This window comes from Pseudoalteromonas sp. XI10, assembly GCF_001469895.1.
Lineage (GTDB): Bacteria > Pseudomonadota > Gammaproteobacteria > Enterobacterales > Alteromonadaceae > Pseudoalteromonas.
Genome location: NZ_LOPY01000038.1, coordinates 120,904 through 142,188, shown reverse-complemented (window position 1 = coordinate 142,188; position 21,285 = coordinate 120,904). Strand labels below are relative to the sequence as shown.

Genomic DNA, 21,285 nt, shown 5'->3' with positions numbered 1-21,285 from the left:
ATCTTTATTCAAATTATTGAATATAAGCACCACCACAAACAGGGTTGTAAGTGCCTGTGATATGGCCACTTTTCTCGCTTGCTAAATAGCGCACTGTATTCGCAACATCTTCAGGTTGAGCAATTTTTTGAGTTGGGGTGTGTTGCCTAATCATTTCTTTAAACTCTTCTGGCGCTTCTTTTGTTGCATCTGTTTCTACAAGACCAGGCGCGACAATATTTGAAGTGATCCCATAAGGGCCAAGCTCTTGAGCCAAATATTTATTGAAACTATCAAGCGCGCCTTTTGCAGTACCATGGGCAATAAAAGCGGGTGCAGGCATTTCTGATAAAGTACTTGAAATAAATATTAATCGACCAAACTGCTTTTCTTTCATTACTTTAGCTGCAAGTTGAGCTGTGTTGTAAGCCGCAAACATTTCATCATTTAATTTTTGAGAAAATTCTTGCCAAGTTTGATCAAGAAATGGCTTCGAAGTAAAACTCATATTCGCATTTGAGATAAGTGCATCAACTCCGCCATGCTGGCTAATATTGTTGATCATTTCTTCAACTTGAAGCGGATCTCGGACATCTGCTTTAACAGCAAAAGCCTCACCACCATTTGCGATAATTTCATCAGCAAGCTTGTTTGCAACTTCTGAACTATTTACATAATTAATAAATACTCGGTAACCCTCAGCAGCCAATGCCTTTGCGCAAGCTGCACCAATACCACGCGCACCACCTGTAATTAATGCATTTCTTTTAGACATACTAATTCCTTATTAATAAAAAAATATAATTTAAGATTTGAGCAAAGATCGAAGATTTGTGACAACCTTAACTAATAGCTCTTGCGATTCATTTAAACCTTTAAGATCAATATGATTTTGAGAATCATCTAATACACCCTGAGCAATTTTTGTGCATTCGCTTACAACATCGAGTGACTGCTCTGTCAGGTTAACCAATTTAGTACGGCTATCTGTTTCCGACTTAAATCGCATAACCCAGCCATTTTTCTCTAATACTTCTACTGAGCGGCTTACGCTTGATTTTTCAAGATACAAAATGTCACAGATTTGGCTCTGTGATATGGAGCCATATTGCTTTAAAGTTAAGATCACTCCCCATTGTTCCGCAGTGATATTTATACCTGCCTGCTTAAACCGAGAAGTTAAAAGCCGATTAAATAAACGACTCGCTAAACCTGTTAAATGTCCCATAGAGACCGTTAAAGGCACTTCTAATTGGTGTTTATTGTTTTCCAAAAGCGTTCACCACATATAGTTGCATATACAACAAAATAACTTAAATAAGACTTACTTGCAATTAGCATTATTAAACTTTCTTAAATTTCGATTCAGGTTAACCTTGTTGCTATTTCTACTTTACCGCAGCCTTAAGAGCCTTTACCCTTACCTATTGATCATTTTGTGGTATGAACAATATTTCCCCACAAAAATACTAAAACTCTAATAATAAAGGTTTTTTATGCGTTTAGGTCCCGGACTTCTGGTCACCGCTGCTTTTATTGGCCCAGGTACCATCACCACGGCAAGTGTTGCTGGTGCTAATTTTGGCTTTGCACTTATTTGGACGTTATTGTTCTCTGTCATAGCGACTATTTTGCTGCAATCTATGGCAGCTCGTCTTGGTGTGGCTACAGGGCTAGATTTAGCCTCTGCACTTAGAACCACTATTCAAACACCGATTTTTAAAGCCCTAGCTGTAATATTAGTAATAAGTGCAATTGGCATTGGCAGTGCAGCTTATGAAGCTGGTAATCTGACTGGTGCAAGTTTAGGACTCCAAGAAATACTACCTTCTGTAAGCCCATTACTCTGGACTCCCCTTATTGCAGTTTTAAGTGCAGTTCTTTTGTACACTGGCAAACATAAAGTCATTGAGGGTGCGTTAATTGTTTTAGTGGTGTTGATGAGTTTAGTGTTTATTTCAACGCTGGTGATGGCGGCTCCGCCAATTGGTGAAGTGCTAAAAGGATTTATACCTAGCTTACCTAATAATTCAATTACCACGGTACTTGCCTTGATAGGCACAACAATTGTGCCCTACAACCTGTTTTTACACTCCGGGGTACTTGCAGAAAAACACGATAGTTCAAAAAATATCGACAAAGTAATCAAAGAAACAAACCTTGATACCGGTATTTCGATAACTTTAGGTGGCATAATCACGTTAGCTATCTTATCAACAGCCTCTGTGGCATTTTACGGTACCGATGCAGGTAAAATATCAGCGGCCAATATGGCTGTGCAGCTTGAGCCACTTCTAGGTGGTATGGCTCATTATTTCTTTGCTATCGGTTTATGTGCTGCCGGGCTTACTAGTGCAATCACCGCACCGCTTGCGGGTGCCTATGCTGTATGCGGCATGCTTGGTTGGTCAACACAAATGAGTGATACACGTTTTAAACTGGTTGCTATCACTATCCTTGTTTTTGGTGCAATGGTCGCATCACTTGGGCTTGACCCAGTTGCGGTAATCATCTTTGCGCAAGCTGCCAATGGTTTATTACTACCAATTGTGACCTGTTACCTTGTTTGGTTAGTGAATCAAAAATCGGTGATGAAAGGCTACACTAATTCGCTTTTACTTAACCTTGTAATTGTGCCAGTAATACTGCTTATATTTGGCCTTAGCCTTTATAAACTAAGTAATCTAATTTTTTAGCTTTTACTTTGAAAATATGTATTAAAAAAGGCCGCAAGTTTGCGGCCTTTTCATATGTTGAGCGCTTATTTAGTATAAGCGCGTGGCATCGCTGAATCAGTTGTATAACGATCGCGTAGTTTGTCTTGACGCGCTTCGGTTGAAACCTCTTCACCGTTGATCCACATTTTGCTTACGTGTGAGTTAAGCTCAAATGGATCTGCAGACCACATAACTAGGTTTGCACGTTTACCTTTGGCAATTGCGCCTGAGTTTAAACCAAAAACATCAGCAATATTGCTGGTTACTGCGCTAAGTGCACCTTGTTGGCTCATACCGTATGACACAGCATTACCTGCATCAAAACGTAATTGGTATACATTGTGGCTTGAGTCACCAGCAACACCAATAATGACTTTTACACCCGCTTTTTCAAGCTTACCTGCGTTAGCAAGGTTTGCATGTAATGAGTCAAAGCTACCCGGTAAGTTAGCCATAGAACTGATGATCACAGGTACATCCGCTTTAGCTAGAGCATCCGCAACCACAACAGCATCATCACCGCCATGAATCACTAAATTGATGCCATAGGTTTCTTTTAACTTAACAAGCTCATAGATGTCTGATGCACGTTGAACACTCGCAATCAGTGGCATATCACCAGCAAGCACAGCTGCTAGCACTTTTTGCTCTGTTGATGGCTCTTTTTTGTCATCTTTTTTAGCAGACTTTTCGCCTTCAAGTTTGTCGATAAGTGTTTTCATCGACATAGCACGTGAGCCTTTACTCTTTTCACCTAAGTGAACAACAAGCGCAACTTGCTTTTTATTTACGCTTTCAAAGCTGCCAGATAGATCAACAACAGATGCAAGACCCGCAAAGATACTGTCACCACCGTTTGGTACAATCACGTCTTGAGTAATGCCGCCCTTGCGTGCATAAGGAATTAAGCTACTGCGTGGGTTGAACGCAAGGCTTGGATCAAAATCAATGCCCGCTTTGTCGTCACCACCATCGCGCGACCCTGCAACAGCACCCACTTCGACTAAGCCTAATTGGTTCATAGTACCAATAAAGCCAGCAGTCACGATTTGGCCTTTTGCATCAATGGTTGTATCCGCGTTGATAGACGCTGGGTTAATAGCAACAATTTTGCCATCTTCAATAACAACGCTTGCGCCTTCAAGTACGCCTTGCTCTGTTGAAGTGTGTAGTGTTGCATTTACAATCGCTACCGATGCAGCACTTGCTGTCGCAGAAAATAAGCCAGCAGCAACAAGTGACAGCTTTAATGATTTAGTTAATTTTGTCATCAATGTTACTCCTATTTTTGACCTAGCATGAAATCACTTTGTGCTTGGTATTTATCATCGTTACGATCATAAACTTTGGCACCATCGATAAATACTTGCTCAGCTTTCGCATAAACACTGAATGGGTTTTGGTTCCAAATAACCACATCAGCTTGCTTACCTGCTTCAAGTGAACCTGTTTTATCATCAATACCTAGCGATTTAGCCGCGTTTGAAGTGATCCACTTAATTGCGTGTTGCTCAGAGATGTCGTAACCCACATCATTTGCGCGATACATCACTTTACCAGCTTCTTGGTTTAAACGTTGGATAGTTGTATCAGAATCAGAGTGAACAACGGCACATGAATTTTTAACAGCATCTACAATTGCTACGTTCTCTTGAACCATGTCGTAGGCTTCCATTTTAAAGCCCCACCAATCTGGCCAAAGTGCAGCACAGTTACCGTTCTGGGCAAGTAAATCAGCAATTTTGTATGCTTCAACACCGTGATGGAAAGTACCTGAGTGATAACCGAACTCTTTACCAAGGTCGATCATCATGGCCATTTCTTCTGCTTTATAACAGTGGTTATGGATTAAAATGTCACCTTCTAACACACCAGCTAGCGTATCTAGCTTAATGTCACGGTGAGGTGCTGCAGGGTTTTTACCCGCGGCATAATCACTTTCGTACTTATCCCACTCGCGTTTGTACTCAGTCGCTTCAATCCACGCTGTGCGATAGCCCGCCATGTTACCCATACGCGTTGATGGTAAAACACCTTTGCGGCCATAAACACGTTTCGGATTTTCACCACATGCCATTTTTAAACCATACGGTGCTTCAGGGAATTTCATACCTTGCATCGTGTGCGAAGGGATGTTTTTAAGTGTTACACCGCGGCCACCAATTAAGTTTGCAGAACCTGGTAAAATTTGTAATGACGTAATACCGCCTTCACGAGCACGGTTAAAGCCAGGATCTTGTGGCCATACTGAATGCTCAACCCATACTTCTGCAGTCACTGGGCTGGTCATTTCATTGCCATCTTGGTGAGATGCCACTGATGGAGTTGGGTATGCACCTAAATGTGAATGCACGTCAATAATACCCGGTGTTACCCATTTACCTTGTGCATCAATTGTTTTTTCAGCTTGAACAGAAAGGTCTTTACCTACTTGTTGTACTTTGCCATCAACAAAGAATACATCAGCGTCATCTAAACGTTCACCTGTGCCGGTTAAAACAGTGGCATTAGTGATTAACGTACTTTGTGAAGCAAGTGGCTGATAAGTGCTAGGGTATGGGTTTTTGTTAATTGAGACTTTTGGATCTTGTGGGCCATTGTCTTGGCAACCCGCTAACGCGACACCAAGCGCCATAACCAACAAGGATGGTGCAAATTTTTGCATTCTTACGTTCCTCTTTTTTATTATTTAATTACTTTAACTAATTGTTAATTCTAATGCGAGTAAACGAGGCCAGTCACCAATTTTCAAGACGAACAACCAGCCTCACAGAGCACTATTTCTTTATGTAGTTGTTATATAGCTGCTCTAACGCACCTTCGGTCGTTAAGCTCGGATCTTTGTTGATAAAATGTTTCACAGTTCGAGTTACAAAGTCTGAGTTTTGCTTATGCTGCTTGGCAAAACTTTTAATCAGTGAATCAGCATCGTTAGCTGCGGTTACTTTTTCGTGTCGATGGCGGTATTGACTCAATGCACGGTTAAAATCGCCGTTATAATCTTCTACCACCAGCTTATAGAATTCTGTTCTGTCGACTTGTAAATCATTAATGCAGTAATTAAGCGCGTCTTTAAAGTCATAAAAGACTTTGCCTTGCACATCAAATTCGGCACGCTTCTCACGAATAGTGACACTCGCATCTTCAGTTGCATAGCTATAACCTTGAAATGCTACTCGCTCTGCTGCCTCTGCACCTAACTTCATGCCCGCTTTAATACTGTGCACAAATTCATCACTCATATCGTGAAGTTCACTCTCGTGCCACATGTGATATATTCTCAGCGCTTTTGCATATTTTGTTGAAAGTTTCTTTTTAAGCTTTGTGACTCGCCCATCAATAGTCAGCACTCGTTCGTTATGCAGTAATGCAAAGCACTCATAACATGCTGGAATTGATATAAATTCAGCCTCTTCGCCTAAATCTATAATGCTTTGCAGCATATGCAGTGGCGGACAAAAATCTCGCTCAGTTGCTTCACAACCACAATAAAAACATTGATTAAAGTGTTTTGATTCAGATGCATAGGCTTGTTGATAATAGCCTGCTAATTTTGTGGTCACTCATGCTCCTTATACTCTGAATAGCCTTTTTAAGAAAAGCTAGAGTTAATACTTAAATGTAACAGCTACGTAAAAATTAAGCCTTTAATACGAGCCAAAACACGTTTTAAAAAATAAATGAAAAAAAATTTCAGCCTATTTGTGTCAAAATTCACACTTTAAAATAGCACTTATCAAGCGGTTAGTTTTACTTGTTCACATCTACATACTTACTTACATCTTGTCGACTTTCATTAACAGCAATTGTTCTTGTTTAGCGTAATACTTTAAATGTGCCCAGCAAACAGGAAGTGTGAAGTATCCATAAAAGCGAGGTCGCACATACTAAACGTCATACGGACAACAACTGGAGAGAAAGATGAATACGTTAACTACAGCACTAGGTACAGCATTAATTTTAGGTTCTTCATTAGCAGCAACTGATGCAAGTGCAGCACAATTTGTCGCAGCAGATGACTCTGTAGGCACGCAAGCTTGCATGGCCATTGCTTCTAACAAACCATTAAACGTATCAAGCACAATGCGCGATCTACGCTTAAGCAAACGAGTAATGACAGAAAAACTACTTTGCAATGATATGACGACTGATAAGTTTGCAAGCACTTATGGTTTTCATAACTCTGCGAAATACTTAAATTTTGAAACAGCAACAAAAACAAGTATCCAAGATATTGCTAAAGTATCTGATGACACAGTGATTGTTATTGCTGGTTCTAAATAATGATGAATTCACTGTAGCAGGTCTTTAAAGGCCTGCTACAAATTCCTTCTTCGTTAAACTAGCGCAGCGATCAGGCCAAATAGGCCGCCAAATACCCCACCCCAAATCACTAACCAACCTAAATGTTCTTTGATCATGGTTTGAATAATATCTTTCACCATGGTTGGCGTAAGCTCATTCAAACGCTCATCTACTAAACGCTCAACAGTACTGTGCAATGAGCCACCAAGATGAGAGTTGGCAAATAGCTTTTCATCTAGAATCGTTTTAAATTCGTCGCTCTTTGAAATATCAATCACCGCTGCTTTCATTTTCTCAATGAAAGGTTCACGCATCGGCTCAAGCGCATCACGGCCACCAAACATTGATAGCATGCCACCAAATTGTGAGTTTTCGATAACCTCAATTAATGAGTCATAAGCCGGACTTAAATTAACTTCACTGATCACAGGCTCTAAATCAATATTTGGCTTAGCTAACGCCATAACCTGATCGATTTTCTCTTCGGCGAAGAACTCGGTCATTACCAAGTTACGAATAGCCACCTTAAAAGAGGCAAACTTTAAAGTGATAACCCCAGAGCCGTATAAAAATGGTACTTTTTCGAATAGCATGTGAATAGCAAGCCAGTTAGTTACTGCGCCCGATAACGCAAATAAACCAACAGAAAGCACAATTGCTTGTTCAAATAAAAATCCGACTAATACTAAGGCAAGCGCCAATAAATTAGTAATGAGACTTTTATTCATCTGACCCCTCATAAATACTTCGATAAACTTTAACAATATTAACGCTATGGGTTTGTTAATTCATCGTCTTTTTGCCATAGTTTAATTATATGGTTAAAAGGTGAACAAAATTATGTGGAATTCGGTGAATGAACAGATTAGCCAAGCGATGCACTTTGATTTTAAGCATACCTTTAAGCGCCAATTACAATCACCCAATAATGACAAATACTTCCAAATTGGTGATGACCTACACCACTTCTTTGTGAAAGTCGCTCACTTGAGTGATCTAGAGCGCCTAGAGTGCGAAGCCTTTAATCTTGAGCTATTAACCCAAGAAAGCCTATTTATGATCCCAGATTGCATCACCACAGGTTGCAATATTGAGTTTTCATTTATCGTGCTTGAATGGTTAGAGCTTGATAAACAGCCCCATACCAATTGGCATGAAATGGGGGAGCACCTTGCCCATTTACACCAAAAGCATACCCAAGCCATGTTCGGCTTAGATAACGACAACTTCCTTGGCCCTACTCTACAACCAAATCGCTGGCACAAAAAATGGGATGTATTTTTTGCTGAAGAACGCATCGGTTGGCAATTGCAGTTATTACAAGAAAAAGGCATTGAGCTCGTCAACCAAGACATCTTCATCGCTTTTGTTAAAGACGCACTGCATAGCCATGTTGTAGAGCCTTCGTTATTGCACGGTGATTTTTGGCGTCGAAATATGGGCTTTTATAATAATGTACCCAGTGTATTTGACCCTGCTTGTTATTATGGTGATCGGGAATGCGATATTGCCATGAGTGAGCTATATGCGCCACTGCCTGATAGCTTTTATGATGCCTATAACGAAATCTATCCACTGCAAGTAGGTTACGAGCAACGTAGAGCCATCTATCAACTATACCCTATGCTCAATAATGCCAATATATTTGCTGGGCACTATCTTACTGAAGCAAAACAACAAATTGATCTGCTACTGAAATAAGCACGAAATCACTGTAAAAGGAATGTCATAAACCGCTAAACACAGCTATATTTAGCTTATAAAGCGTATTAATAAAGATGCTAACCGAATTGGTAGCACTACGCTTATATCAATTCGGTTAGTGAGTTATATCAATCTAATTAAATCTAGATTCATTTTTGATGAGTTAGGGTTTAATGAAGATTGCAATTTAACGAACTCAGGCATGCCTGATTAAGGTAAAAGCTGATGAAAGACCAATACACACAACGGATTTCATGCCCTCACTGTGGCCACCACATTCATGTTGCACTTGATGCAAGCGACGGTGACCAAGATTACTATGAAGATTGCGCAGCATGTTGCAATCCCATTCATTTAAATATGCATATCGATTACGCACATAACAAACTCGAATTACATGTCGATAGTGACGACGAGCAAATTTTTTAATTTGCTCGTTTGATGTATTTATTTTGCTTGTTGCGAGAGATAATTTTCGACCGTGTTGATAATGGTATAAGTTTGCTGATCGACTTCGATATTTAACTTATCGCCTTCACGGTAGTTATCGAGATTAGTAATAGTGAGTGTTTCTGGGATCAAATGTAGCCAAAAGCCCTGCTCATCAACTTCACCTACAGTGAGGCTTGCCCCGTTAACGCTCACAAATCCCTTATAAAGCACGTATTTTTGCCACTCTTTTGCTAATGCTAATTGCATTTTACAGTTATCTTGATGGTGGTTAATTGAAAGTATTTCGGCCATACAATGAATGTGACCCGACACGATATGCCCGCCTAATTCAGTCCCAAAAGTCACTGAACGTTCAAAATTCACCGTATCATTGACAGCCAGCATACCTAGGTTGGTTAACTTCAATGTTTCATCAATTACATCAAAATTTATAACACAGCAGCCTTTAGTGTCTGATGCAAACTTCACCACGGTTAAACAACAACCATTAATGGCTATGCTCGCGCCAATATTCAGGTTTTCAGCATATTGCTGATCTACTTTTAATGCTAGCCTTAGTACACCGCCTTGGTTTGTAGCATCAACCACAACGGCTTGCGTTTGCACAATTCCAGTGAACATCGCTTTCTCTTTTCTTCATTAAATAGATAACTGCGATTTTTATTGATCTATGAATAGATTACAATGGCTGTCTGTTTATTTAGTCGTGTAATTTATGTCTTTTTGTAGTTGGGAAGCCAAAAGGTTAATTTCGTTAGCCATTCCTGTTTTTTTGGCACAGGTAACCCTTATTTTAATGACGGTTGTTGATACCGTGATGGCAGGCCAAGTGAGTGCAACAGACTTGGCGGCACTTTCTATTGCAACAGGTATTTGGAATCCGTTAATGCTTGCATTGCAAGGTATATTATTGGCGTTAACCGGGATCATTGCGCAATTTGCTGGTTCAAACGATAAACAAGGTATTAGCCACTACTTTCAACAAGGTCTGTATCTGGCGTTAGTACTTGCCATAATCGGTTTAGGGCTAGCAAGCCTTGCTGATACAGTGCTAAGTCAATTAGATACTTCACAGTCTATTACCCAATTAGCCGAGCAATACATTCATTTTGTTAAATGGGGTATTTTCGGTTTTTTACTTTTCAGTGTGTACCGCAATATCACTGAAGGTATGGGAATGACCAAACCTGCTTTTTACATTAGTTTAATTGGCTTAGCGGTTAACATTCCGGCCAACTACGTATTTATACATGGTAAATTAGGTTTTCAAGCCTATGGTGGCGCAGGCTGTGGTATTGCCACGGCGCTGGTATTTACAGCAATGGCGTTAACTCAGGTTATTTATTGCCACTTTAATAAAAAGATTGATGCCAAAGCATTGCTAGCCAATTTCGCATCGCCAAAGCTCGCGACTTTGTGGACTATCACCAAAGTGGGTATTCCAATTTCATTAGCTACTTTTTTTGAAGTAACGCTATTTGCTTGTATTCCTTTGTTTATAGCGCACTTAGGTGCGGTTGCTGTTGCAGGTCACCAAATTGCGGCCAGTGTGACGACATTATTGTTTATGATGCCGCTTAGCCTCTCAATTGCCATTAGCATTCGAATAGGCAATTTGTTTGGCCAACAACATTATCAGCAGTTAAAAAATGCCGTTAAAACAAGTTATATTCTCGCGGCAATTATTGCTTTTCTTCTAGCAAGTGTGACCTTTTTTGCCCGTGATATTATAAGCCAATTGTATTCTGACAACCCTGAGGTATTGGCCCTTGCCTCTTCAATCATGGTACTTGCTTGTATCTACCAATTACCAGATGCCCTGCAAGTTTCTGCCAATGGTATTTTGCGGGGGTTAAAATACACGGCACCGATTGGTTATATCACCTTTGTATCCTATTGGTTGATCGGCTTTGCGCTTGGCTTCGTACTTGCTCGTACAGATTTAATTGTTCCAGCACTGGGCCCTCATGGCTTTTGGATAGGCATTATTGTGGGGTTAAGTGCCGCAGCAATTATGTTGATGTTCACTGTTCATAGGCGATTTAAACATGCACCTTTTTTGCAAAACCAATAGCCTTTTAAACTCTATCATCGCAACAGCGTGTGTGGCACTTATTGCCTGCACGCCCTCTTCCGGTGATGTAAATAACACCTACGCGCAAAGATTGGAAAACGTACTTAAAACCGAAAGTTTTAAGCTATCTAAACCAAGTACACTAGCTGTTAACCACTTCACTGAAAATAATGAAGATAAAGCAACCATTGGCATGCTCGAGCTTGCCCAGTTACGCCAATGTAAACTCGCAACTATTATCGCTGAGCACAATAACCAGCTCGGCAAAACAGCAACGCCTGCTAACATTCTTAGTTATCAAATTAAGTTTATTCAAAGCGCAAATGAATGCTTAGAAAGCTTTGAAGAACAAGATGAGTTATTTGAAAAAATAAAACTCACCACAGTACAAAAGCAAGCAAACCTTCCTAACTACTTTAAAGCTATGCTGCTCAACGAAAGCGAGTTTAAGCAAAGCTGGCAGCTAAGTTCGACACACATTGATGAAAACACCGCAGGTTTTAGCGAAACTGTGAGCGCGATGGAGCAAATTGCTAAATTAAACAACCATATTAATAACGGCAGAATAAACGCTATAAATCCTGAGCAAATCATCAACCAACTCGAAGTATTAAACCGATATAAATACAACAAGCTTCTTATTTCGGCGGCAAGGGCGCAAACACATTACAACCAACAATTAACAGCGTTGCTCATGCAGTACTCAAAAGATGAGCTCTGCCCTGCGAACAAGAATAAACAAAAGGCACAAACGCTAAGTAATGTGTTTAAAAAGTTTTATTTAGAGCAATTACAGCCCTATCAATCATTCTTAGTGGGTCGATTAGAAACCTTACAACCTCTTTACCAGCAAATATGGCGTGACACAGAAATGGGTAAATTTGTAGATAGCGAAAGTAATGATGCAATTTTACAAAATCTAAAGCGCTCAGCTAAAAGCCATGTCACTTGGTGGCAAGGTTTTTACAGAAGGTGCGAAATTAGTCCGTTATGAATAAAAAACCAGCACTTAGCATAAAAATAGCTAAAGCTGCTTGATTCACACAACCAGTCGCTATATATTAGCCTCCGTTGTTTAGCCACGCTAACAACCATTTAAAATCAAAATACAACCGTAGCTCAGTTGGTTAGAGCACTACCTTGACATGGTAGGGGTCGGTGGTTCGAATCCACTCGGTTGTACCATGATTTAGGTATAACCAACGGAAAGAGCACTACCACTCTTAACGGCCCGGTCCAAAGGTCGGTGGTTCGAATCCACTCGGTTGTACCATGATTTAGGTATAACCAAAGGAAAGAGCACTACCACTCTTAACGGCCCGGTCCATAGGTCGGTGGTTCGAATCCACTCGGTTGTACCATGATTTAGGTATAACCAAAGGAAAGAGCACTACCACTCTTAACGGCCCGGTCCAAAGGTCGGTGGTTCGAATCCACTCGGTTGTACCACTCTTGATTTTAACACCTCAGTACGACCGTAGCTCAGTTGGTTAGAGCGCTACCTTGACATGGTAGAGGTCGGTGGTTCGAATCCACTCGGTCGTACCAATTTATTCAAATTCCTCATAATTTTATTATCCTAAAATCAATATTATACAGTTGAAACTCAGTTGGTTAGAGCACTACCGCTCTCTATGACCCACGCCAAAATCGGTGGTTCGAATCCACTCGGTCTACCCTAGCACCTAACACCTAGCGCCTAGTACCCAGCCCCTAGCCCCTCGAAACTTTTACCTTAAAACTAACCCACCTGCTCTTCCAGTGAAAATATCCTCTCGACTAACTGCCACTTTCCTTGTTGATTATTGCTATCTACATTCTGAAACTGCTCCATTAGGCGTTCCCATGCTTGCACTCTTGGGTTCATCGCATCTTGTTTTGCTTTTTCTGTAAAGCTAAATGAATCATCGGTTTGCAGTATCATGATAAGGGTTGTACCAACACGATGAATCGCCATGTCGGTAATTCCTGAATCGCGAATGGCACTTATAACTTCAGGCCAAACTTGCTTAGGGCTGTGGTATTGCTCGTAGGTGGCTATAAGCTCTGGGTCGTTTTTTAGCTCTAATGTAAGGCAGTACTGCATCTTACTCTCCTTTTATTGTTTATGAATAAATACAACGCGATAAGCAAAAATTGTAATTGCAACAAAACACAACATGGGCATTAAAAATGACGCTTGTTCAGCACTTAAAAAGGCAATGGGGTTCGCATCAATAATCATCCCCTGTAATGGCGGCATTAATGCCCCGCCAACAATAGCCATTACCAGCCCAGCAGACGCAATGCTTGCATCCGCTTTTAAGCCATTCAAAGCAATGCCATAAATAGTTGGAAACATTAAAGACATACAGGCAGAGGTGGCAACTAAAGAGTAAAGCCCCACTTTACCGCCGATAAAAACTACCACACACATCAAGCATGCAGCAGCTATTGCAAACCACATTAATAAAAGCCCCGATTTAAACCAATTAAGTAGGTAGGTACATAAAAATCGGCTCGCAAGAAAAAAGCACATAGCAATAATATTAAAATGCTGTGCCTCGGCTGCACTTAGCCCTACTTCAGCCATACCATAGTGAATAATAAAGGTCCAACACATAATTTGAGCACCTACATAAAACACCTGTGCTATTACTCCTTCACGATAGGGTTTGTTGTTTATAAGCCTTATAAATAAAGGCTTTAATGCTTGATTGCGTTTATCTGATGCCATGAGCTGTGTATTAGGCAACCGATAAAACAAATAAACAAACAATAAACAGATCACAACCAGAGCAATGACTACATAAGGGGTGCGAATAGTTGCTAAATCAGCGCTTTGCATGAGTTGGTGTTGTACAGGGTTGGTTACTGCAAACTGCTGTAGTGCATCGGTTAATTTACCATCGACAACCGAAGGTAGCATTTGCGCATACTCGGGATGTGCTGCTTTTTCTGCTGCTCGAAACTTTGCAACATGAAGATTATTTAAAATCAGGTTTGAGGCCACAAACATGCCAAGTAAAGAGCCTACTGGGTTAAATGCTTGCGCTAAATTAAGTCGTTTGGTTGCAGTTTGTGGACTGCCCATTGATAAAATATACGGGTTTGCCGTTGTCTCTAAAAGCGCTAAACCGCAGGTCAAGATGCATAATGCCGCAAGAAAATAGTTAAACTCGCCATACATGCTGGCAGGAATAAACAATAAAGCCCCAAGCGCATAAAGGCCAAGTCCTAAAACAATGCCATATTTGTAACTAAAGCGACGAATAAACAAAGCGGCAGGAATTGCCATTACGCCATAGCCTAAGTAAAACGCAAATTGCACCAAGCTACTTTGTGTGTTTGAGATCAAGAATATATCTTTAAACGCCTTAACTAAGGGATTAGTTATATCATTTGCAAAACCCCAAAGCGGAAAAAGTGCCGCAACCAAAATAAATGGTATCAGCATGTCCTTTGATACGACTCGGTCATCGTTACGCTTCGTGTTTATTCTTTTATGTGTGTTCATAAACAAGCCTGTTGTTTTATATAAGGCTCGGTCATTACATGCCATGCCTCGTTAAATCGATTAAAACAATGTCAAACCAGTTTATAGAGTCGCACTTATTTGATGTAGAAAATCACCATTAGCCAGAGTGATTTTTGTACAAATGATTAAACATAAAACATCGCTACAGCAAAAATTTCATATACAAAAACCTGTTTAAGATACGCGCTAAACGCGTTGACTCACTTCAAGCTCAAACATATTTTACAAAGAAATTCATTTTTCAAATCGTTGCAGATTAACAACGTGAGATGGCTATGACTGAGAATAAATTTGTACAGTTACACCCACACGATAATGTCATTGTTTGCTGCCGTTCGGCGCAAAAAGGCGAGCAAATTAACATCACGAATCAGGTAATAACACTTGATTCAAGTGTCACTATCGGACACAAAATTGCCTGCCAAGATATTGCTGCCGGTGAGCAAATTTTAAAGTATGGGGCTTCAATTGGCTCTTCGACTGAAGCTATAAAAACAGGTCAACATGTTCATCTTCACAATATGAAAAGTGACTACATTGCCAGCCACACTCGCCATTCAGTAACGGGAGAATAATATGCGCGGCTATTTAAGAAACGATGGCTCAAAAGGCATTCGAAATACCCTAGTTGTGGTTTACTTGGTTGAGTGTGCGCACCATGTTGCACGTTCTATCGTTAATAAGATGGATCATCCTGATGTGCAACTAATCGGTTTCCCGGGCTGCTATCCAAACAACTATGCGCTTGCAATGATGAAAAGCATTTGCACTCACCCTAATGTGGGCGGCGTTTTATTAGTGTCACTAGGCTGTGAAGGTTTTAACCGTGAGTATTTGAGCGATGTTATTACTGAGTCTGGTCGTCCAGTAAGTACCCTAGTGATCCAACAAAATGGCGGCACAAAAAACACTATTGCCAAAGGCATTATGCAAAGCAAAATCATGCTTGAGCAGCTTGCTCAATGCCCAATTGAGTACATGCATCTCGATGAGCTTGTCATTGGCACTATTTGTGGTGGCTCTGATGGCACCAGTGGCATTAGCGCAAACCCTGCAGTTGGTAAATGTTTTGACCGATTAATTGGTGCGGATGCAACCTGTATTTTTGAGGAAACCGGTGAACTTGTCGGTTGTGAGCAAATCATGGCTCATCGAGCCGAAAGCCCTGAATTAGCTAGGCAACTTATTAATTGTGTTGTCAAAGCAGAAAATTACTACACCAAAATGGGCTATGGCAGTTTTGCCCCAGGTAATGCTGAGGGCGGCTTAACAACCCAAGAAGAAAAATCAATGGGCGCCTATGCCAAGTCTGGCGCATCGCAAATTAACGGTATTATTAAACCAGGAGAAAAGCCAAAGAAAAAAGGCCTTTTCTTAATGGATGTAGTGCCCGATGGCGAACCTATGTTTGGTTTTCCAAATATTTCTGACAACCAAGAGATTGTCGAAATGATAGCCTCGGGTGCCCATATCACTTTATTTACCACAGGCCGAGGATCTGTTGTTGGTTCTGCCATTTCACCGGTTATTAAAATCTGTGCTAACCCAGAAACCTATGCAAATCTCAGTGATGATATGGATATAAATGCCGGCGCTATCATTGAAGGGAGTAAAACCGTTAAGCAAGTGGGTGATGAAATTTTTGAGTTGATTGTCCGAGTCGGCAATGGTGAACAAACCAAATCTGAGCAAATGGGCCATCAAGAGTTTTTATTAACTTATAAAACCTTCGACAGCATTGGTCCAGCGTGCTTGAAATAAAGCTGAGGATTTCATCATGAGCAATTACTTTAACCACCTTTACCCTGACGTTGCCGACCTTAAGAAAAAAGCCAAGCAACGCATTCCTCGCTTTGCCTTCGATTACCTTGAAGGCGGTTGTATGCAGGAGCATGGTGTAAAGCGAAATAGAGATGATATCAATAATGTGCAATTACGTAGTGAGCTATTAAAGCCATTTGCAGGTAGCAGCCAAAAAGTTGAGTTATTTGGCCACACTTACGCAGCACCATTTGGTATTGCGCCGGTTGGTTTACAAGGATTAATGTGGCCAAAGGCCCCAGAAATTCTTGCTAAAGCCGCCGCTGAAAAAAACATTCCTTATGTATTAAGCACGGTTTCGTCATCTAGCCTTGAGCGCATCGCAGAAGTTTCCGAAGGCCATGCGTGGTTTCAGCTTTATAACCCGACCGATGAAAAGATTAGGCTTGATTTACTCAATCGCATCAAAGCAGCCCACTACCCTGTGCTAGTGGTCACCGTTGATGTGCCTACTTTTGGCTACAGGCCACGAGATATTCGAAATGGCCTCGCTATGCCACCTAAAATGACACTGTCTAATATTTTGCAGATGCTAGCAAAGCCTCGTTGGCTTTATGAAACAGCGCTTGCTGGCAAACCAGAAATGGAAACCCTCAAGCCGTATATGCCAAAAAATATGCCTACCGATGAGCTGGCAGCTTTTATGAATAAAACCGTCATGGGCCGTGTTGATCTGGAAGGCTTAAAGCCAATTCGCGATTTATGGCAAGGGCCTTTGATCATTAAAGGGTTGATTAATGAGTCTGATGTACAAGCAGCTATCGCCCTCGGCGCTGATGGCGTTGTTATGTCAAATCATGGCGCGCGTCAGCTAGATGCCGGTGAATCACCAGTCAAACCGCTGCAAACCGTCGCTGCTAAGTATTCAAAAGACATCAAAATTTTTATGGATAGCGGGCTTCGTAGCGGAACAAATATAGTGAGTGCACTTGCAAGCGGCGCTGACTTTACATTCTTAGGCAGACCCTTTGTGTATGGCGTGGGTGCCCTTGGCGATAAAGGCGGCATTCACACCATCAATGCCTTGATGATGCAAATTACTCAGATCATGAATCAGCTCGGCTGCGCCTCTGTGTCTGAATTGCCTGAGTTTTTGGTGAAATAAGGAAACCATAAGAGGTAAGTTATGAAAAACACATTTAAAACGCGCCCCCTTGGAAAAACCGGTATTGGGATTTCAGCGCTTGGTTTTGGTGCAGCCTCTATGGGTAACTTATATCAAGCAGTGAGCGATGAGCAAGCCAAAAGCACCTTGGCTGCAGCAATTGATGTGGGCATTTCTTTATTCGATACAGCCCCTCGCTATGGTGCTGGTTTGAGTGAACGCCGTGTCGGTGATGCACTACGAGTCCTTGATAAGCAAGAGTATATTCTATCAACCAAGGTTGGCAGATTAATCAAACCTGATCCCCATGCTGATGTAACACAGCTACGTCATGGTTTTGCCACCCCCATGCCTTTTGATGCTCAATATGACTATAGCTACGATGGCATTATGCGATCTTTTGAAGATAGCCAACAACGTTTAGGCTTAGCTGAAATTGATATTTTACTCGTCCATGATTTAGGGGTTGATACACATGCCGAGCGAGATGCTTTTTATTTTATGCAATTTGAGCAAGGCGGCTATCGAGCGTTAGAAGAGCTCAAAGCAAGTGGTCAAATTAAGGCTGTTGGTTTAGGGGTTAATGAAGTAGAAATATGCCAACGAGCGATGACAATTGGTCAGTTCGACTGCTTTTTATTAGCTGGTCGTTATTCACTATTAGAGCAGCAACCACTCGATGATTTTTTACCTGCATGCATAGATCATGGTGCGTCTATTATCTTAGGTGGTCCCTATAACTCGGGAATATTAGCAACGGGCGCTCGCAATTTTCAAAACCCATACTACAACTATCAACCAGCTCCACAAGAAATTATCGATAAAGTCGGCAAAATTGAAGATATTTGTGTTGATCATAACGTCACTTTAGCGGCTGCAGCTTTACAATTTCCACTCGCGCATCCTGCTGTTGCCTCTGTTATACCTGGGCTTGGTAATGAAAAACGGGTGCACAAAACTGTCGAATTATTTAATCAGGTTATCCCAAACCAGTTTTGGCAAGATTTAAAAACAGCAGGACTCATTGCACAGCATGCACCTACGCCAGAAAGCGGAGACGCATCATGAGCACAGTCAGCACCCTCAACCCAATTAAGAAAATAGATAGCCATCAACATTTTTGGCAATTGAGCCGTGGAGATTATCGCTGGTTAAATGAAGATTTAACCGTGCTTTATCAAGATTACTTGCCTGAAAGACTAACTACGACCCTTGCTATTAATGACATTGCTAACACCATTGTTGTTCAAGCAGCTGATTCACATGATGAAACGCGTTTTTTACTGAAACTTGCTAAGTCCTACAGTTTTATTGCAGGTGTTGTTGGTTGGGTCGATTTTACCGATGCCAACGTCCTTAAACAGTTAACCTTATTTGCAGCAGATCCTTACTTCAAAGGTGTACGTCCTATGCTGCAAGATATTGAGCAAATCGATTGGATCTTAAACCCAGAATTTACGCCAATTTTCCAATTTTTAGCGGCGCATAACCTCTGTTTTGATGCCTTAGTTCATGAGTGCCATTTGCCGCATATCGTTACTATTGCAAAGCAACATCCTAATTTAAACATTGTTATTAATCATCTGGCTAAACCAGATTTAACTCAGCCTAAGTCAGAGCAATGGGAAGACTCGCTCTATCAACTAGCATGCTTAAAAAATGTTGCAATTAAGTTTTCCGGGCTCATGTCACAAGCACAAGCTGATTGTGTCGATATCGATACATATCGCCCCTACTTCGAACTCATTTATCAGTTGTTTGGTGCCAATCGTATTTTATGGGGCAGCGACTGGCCAGTGGTTAACATGAATGGTTGTTATACGGACTGGCATCATATCAGTGATGTACTGATAAGTGTTCTACCAGTCTCTGAGCAGCGAAAGATTTGGTCCGATAACGCCAAAAGACTTTATCAATTATTTTAACTACCCAAGTTAAGGACATTTTATGACACAGCAAAACACAAAAAAAATTGCCTTAGTGACCGGTGGTGGAAGTGGCATCGGGCGAAGCATCTGTATGCGCTTGGCAAAACGTGACATGCATATCATCGTTGTTGATTTAAACCTTGAGGCTGCAAACTTAGTGAAAGATGAAATCCTTCGCGACGATGGCAGTGCCGATGCGTATGCCATTGACGTTGCAAACCACCAACAAGTTCACGAGCTATTCAATACGATTACTAATCACTACCCCATTGATATTTTGGTTAACAATGCCGGTATTGCCCATATCGGCAATATCGAAAACACTACAGAAGCTGATTTAGACAGACTCTATAACATTAATGTTAAAGGTGTTTATAACTGTATTCATGCAGCTATCGATAATATGAAATCTCGAAAAAGCGGCGTCATCATTAATCTTGCTTCTGTTGCATCTTCGGTCGGTATTGCTCATAGGTTTGCTTACTCTATGACGAAAGGCGCTGTATTGACCATGACCTATTCCGTTGCAAAAGACTATATAAATGATGGCATACGCTGTAACTGTATTGCACCTGGTCGAGTGCACACTCCATTTGTTGATAATTTTTTAGCTCAAAGTTACCCAGATAATCAGGCTGAAATGTTTGAAAAGCTCTCTAAAAGTCAACCTATAGGCCGCATGGGTAAACCTGAAGAAATTGCCGGACTGGTCGATTACCTCTGCTCAGATGATGCAGCTTTCATTACCGGCAGTAATTTTCCCATTGATGGCGGTTTCGTCACCTTGAATAACTAATAGAAGTAAAGAGAATCATCATGAAACTACTAAGATACGGCCCTTTTGGCCAAGAAAAACCCGGCATCATTGACAGCGATGGTAAGCTACGTTGTTTAAGTAACGTGCTCAAAGACATCAATGGCCAAGCTTTATCACCAGTAACACTCAATTTTATTAGTCAAATTGACTTAAACACCTTGCCGCTTATTGAAGATCCTGTGCGTATCGGTTCATGTATTGCTGATGTAGGTAAGTTTATTTGTATCGGCTTAAACTATGCCGATCACGCCGCAGAATCTGGAATGGCCATTCCCAATGAGCCTGAAGTATTTAGCAAAGCCACCAGTGCTATTAGCGGCCCTAACGATAATATAATTAAGCCTAAAAATAGTGAAAAGCTAGACTGGGAAGTTGAACTTGCCATTGTCATTGGTAAACACGCCTCCTATGTCGATGTAGAAAACGCTTATGATTACATTGCCGGTTATTGTGTGTGTAACGATGTGTCTGAACGAAATTTTCAATTGGAACGTGGTTCACAATGGGATAAAGGGAAAGGCTGTGACACATTTGGACCACTTGGTCCATGGTTAGTCACCAAAGATGAAATTCCTGACCCACTTAATTTAGATATGTGGTTAAAGGTAAACGATACCCAGTACCAAAACGGCAACACAAAAACCATGGTGTTTGATCCAGCGTTTATAGTTAGTTATCTCAGCCAATTTATGAGTCTGCAACCGGGTGATGTTATCTCTACCGGAACGCCCCCGGGAGTGGGTTTAGGGCAAACACCACCGGTTTACCTAAAAGACGGCGACACCATTACTCTAGGCATCGAAGGCCTTGGGGTACAACAGCAAGCCGTCGTTGATTATAAAAAATTACACTAAGTAATAAATCC

The 21,285-nt window shown here is 41.1% G+C and carries 22 protein-coding genes and 2 tRNA genes; 15 read left to right on the top strand and 9 right to left on the bottom strand.

Going from position 1 to position 21,285, the window contains the following annotated elements; genetic code table 11:
- Positions 1-13 precede the first annotated feature (13 nt).
- Both AUR67_RS08455 and AUR67_RS08450 read right to left on the bottom strand, forming a co-directional pair.
- Positions 14-754 carry an SDR family oxidoreductase gene (locus AUR67_RS08455; RefSeq protein WP_058584926.1) on the bottom strand — a complete coding sequence of 247 codons (741 nt, stop codon included), beginning with the start codon at positions 752-754 and terminating at the stop codon, positions 14-16.
- A gap of 30 nt (positions 755-784) precedes the next feature.
- Positions 785-1,252 (bottom strand): MarR family winged helix-turn-helix transcriptional regulator, encoded by a 468-nt coding sequence (locus AUR67_RS08450; protein WP_201024582.1) that lies wholly within the window; start codon positions 1,250-1,252, stop codon positions 785-787.
- 223 nt (positions 1,253-1,475) lie between these two features.
- On the opposite strand from AUR67_RS08450, the gene AUR67_RS08445 reads away from it, so the two are divergent.
- A complete protein-coding gene (locus tag AUR67_RS08445; protein WP_058584925.1) occupies positions 1,476-2,675 on the top strand; it encodes an Nramp family divalent metal transporter in 1,200 nt (399 codons plus the stop codon).
- Between the two features lie 65 nt (positions 2,676-2,740).
- Here AUR67_RS08445 and AUR67_RS08440 read toward each other — a convergent pair whose 3' ends face one another.
- The 3 genes from AUR67_RS08440 to AUR67_RS08430 form a co-directional block, all read right to left on the bottom strand.
- Complete coding sequence (locus AUR67_RS08440; RefSeq protein WP_058584924.1) at positions 2,741-3,967, bottom strand: amidohydrolase family protein; 1,227 nt, start codon at positions 3,965-3,967, stop codon at positions 2,741-2,743.
- 11 nt (positions 3,968-3,978) lie between these two features.
- Positions 3,979-5,361 (bottom strand): amidohydrolase, encoded by a 1,383-nt coding sequence (locus AUR67_RS08435; protein ID WP_058584923.1) that lies wholly within the window; start codon positions 5,359-5,361, stop codon positions 3,979-3,981.
- Between the two features lie 112 nt (positions 5,362-5,473).
- Complete coding sequence (locus AUR67_RS08430; protein WP_058584922.1) at positions 5,474-6,259, bottom strand: hypothetical protein; 786 nt, start codon at positions 6,257-6,259, stop codon at positions 5,474-5,476.
- A gap of 358 nt (positions 6,260-6,617) precedes the next feature.
- Here AUR67_RS08430 and AUR67_RS08425 point away from each other — a divergent pair, with 358 nt between their 5' ends.
- Entirely contained in the window at positions 6,618-6,980 is a 363-nt protein-coding gene (locus tag AUR67_RS08425; protein WP_082665604.1) for a DUF3718 domain-containing protein, read from the top strand.
- Between the two features lie 53 nt (positions 6,981-7,033).
- Here AUR67_RS08425 and AUR67_RS08420 read toward each other — a convergent pair whose 3' ends face one another.
- The gene (locus tag AUR67_RS08420; protein ID WP_058584921.1) at positions 7,034-7,729 is read right to left on the bottom strand and encodes a hypothetical protein; all 696 of its coding nucleotides are present in this window, start codon (positions 7,727-7,729) and stop codon (positions 7,034-7,036) included.
- 112 nt (positions 7,730-7,841) lie between these two features.
- On the opposite strand from AUR67_RS08420, the gene AUR67_RS08415 reads away from it, so the two are divergent.
- Both AUR67_RS08415 and AUR67_RS08410 read left to right on the top strand, forming a co-directional pair.
- Positions 7,842-8,702, top strand: coding sequence for a fructosamine kinase family protein (locus AUR67_RS08415; protein WP_058584920.1), 861 nt, complete (start codon positions 7,842-7,844; stop codon positions 8,700-8,702).
- 228 nt (positions 8,703-8,930) lie between these two features.
- A complete protein-coding gene (locus tag AUR67_RS08410) occupies positions 8,931-9,134 on the top strand; it encodes a CPXCG motif-containing cysteine-rich protein (protein ID WP_054561385.1) in 204 nt (67 codons plus the stop codon).
- Positions 9,135-9,152: 18 nt separating this feature from the next.
- Here AUR67_RS08410 and AUR67_RS08405 read toward each other — a convergent pair whose 3' ends face one another.
- On the bottom strand, positions 9,153-9,779 hold the full coding sequence (locus tag AUR67_RS08405; RefSeq protein WP_058584919.1) for a riboflavin synthase: 627 nt from the start codon (positions 9,777-9,779) through the stop codon (positions 9,153-9,155).
- Positions 9,780-9,873: 94 nt separating this feature from the next.
- On the opposite strand from AUR67_RS08405, the gene AUR67_RS08400 reads away from it, so the two are divergent.
- From AUR67_RS08400 to AUR67_RS08385, 4 genes are all read left to right on the top strand, one after another.
- Positions 9,874-11,232 (top strand): MATE family efflux transporter, encoded by a 1,359-nt coding sequence (locus AUR67_RS08400; protein WP_058584918.1) that lies wholly within the window; start codon positions 9,874-9,876, stop codon positions 11,230-11,232.
- Complete coding sequence (locus AUR67_RS08395) at positions 11,207-12,226, top strand: DUF3080 family protein (RefSeq protein ID WP_058584917.1); 1,020 nt, start codon at positions 11,207-11,209, stop codon at positions 12,224-12,226. The genes AUR67_RS08400 and AUR67_RS08395 overlap by 26 nt, the downstream gene beginning before the upstream one ends.
- A 114-nt stretch (positions 12,227-12,340) precedes the next feature.
- A tRNA-Val gene (locus AUR67_RS08390) sits at positions 12,341-12,417 on the top strand.
- A gap of 286 nt (positions 12,418-12,703) precedes the next feature.
- Positions 12,704-12,780: transfer RNA gene (locus AUR67_RS08385), tRNA-Val, on the top strand.
- A gap of 193 nt (positions 12,781-12,973) precedes the next feature.
- On the opposite strand, the gene AUR67_RS08380 is transcribed toward AUR67_RS08385, so the two are convergent.
- Both AUR67_RS08380 and fucP read right to left on the bottom strand, forming a co-directional pair.
- Complete coding sequence (locus tag AUR67_RS08380; RefSeq protein ID WP_058584916.1) at positions 12,974-13,318, bottom strand: L-rhamnose mutarotase; 345 nt, start codon at positions 13,316-13,318, stop codon at positions 12,974-12,976.
- Between the two features lie 12 nt (positions 13,319-13,330).
- Positions 13,331-14,728, bottom strand: coding sequence for an L-fucose:H+ symporter permease (gene fucP / locus AUR67_RS08375; protein ID WP_058584915.1), 1,398 nt, complete (start codon positions 14,726-14,728; stop codon positions 13,331-13,333).
- Positions 14,729-15,024: 296 nt separating this feature from the next.
- Here fucP and AUR67_RS08370 point away from each other — a divergent pair, with 296 nt between their 5' ends.
- Genes AUR67_RS08370 through AUR67_RS08340 form a run of 7 tightly spaced genes read left to right on the top strand, consistent with a single transcriptional unit; the run spans position 15,025 to position 21,274 of the window.
- Positions 15,025-15,324, top strand: coding sequence for a UxaA family hydrolase (locus AUR67_RS08370; protein ID WP_058584938.1), 300 nt, complete (start codon positions 15,025-15,027; stop codon positions 15,322-15,324).
- A gap of 1 nt (position 15,325) precedes the next feature.
- Positions 15,326-16,510: a UxaA family hydrolase gene (locus tag AUR67_RS08365; RefSeq protein ID WP_058584914.1), complete on the top strand. Its 1,185-nt coding sequence runs from the start codon at positions 15,326-15,328 to the stop codon at positions 16,508-16,510.
- Between the two features lie 16 nt (positions 16,511-16,526).
- The gene (locus AUR67_RS08360; RefSeq protein ID WP_058584913.1) at positions 16,527-17,675 is read left to right on the top strand and encodes an alpha-hydroxy acid oxidase; all 1,149 of its coding nucleotides are present in this window, start codon (positions 16,527-16,529) and stop codon (positions 17,673-17,675) included.
- A 21-nt stretch (positions 17,676-17,696) separates the two neighbouring features.
- Entirely contained in the window at positions 17,697-18,743 is a 1,047-nt protein-coding gene (locus tag AUR67_RS08355; protein WP_058584912.1) for an aldo/keto reductase, read from the top strand.
- Positions 18,740-19,600 (top strand): amidohydrolase family protein, encoded by an 861-nt coding sequence (locus AUR67_RS08350; protein WP_058584911.1) that lies wholly within the window; start codon positions 18,740-18,742, stop codon positions 19,598-19,600. The genes AUR67_RS08355 and AUR67_RS08350 overlap by 4 nt, the downstream gene beginning before the upstream one ends.
- Positions 19,601-19,622: 22 nt before the next feature.
- Positions 19,623-20,399 carry an SDR family NAD(P)-dependent oxidoreductase gene (locus AUR67_RS08345; RefSeq protein ID WP_058584910.1) on the top strand — a complete coding sequence of 259 codons (777 nt, stop codon included), beginning with the start codon at positions 19,623-19,625 and terminating at the stop codon, positions 20,397-20,399.
- A 20-nt stretch (positions 20,400-20,419) separates the two neighbouring features.
- Positions 20,420-21,274, top strand: coding sequence for a fumarylacetoacetate hydrolase family protein (locus AUR67_RS08340; protein ID WP_058584909.1), 855 nt, complete (start codon positions 20,420-20,422; stop codon positions 21,272-21,274).
- Positions 21,275-21,285 lie beyond the last annotated feature (11 nt).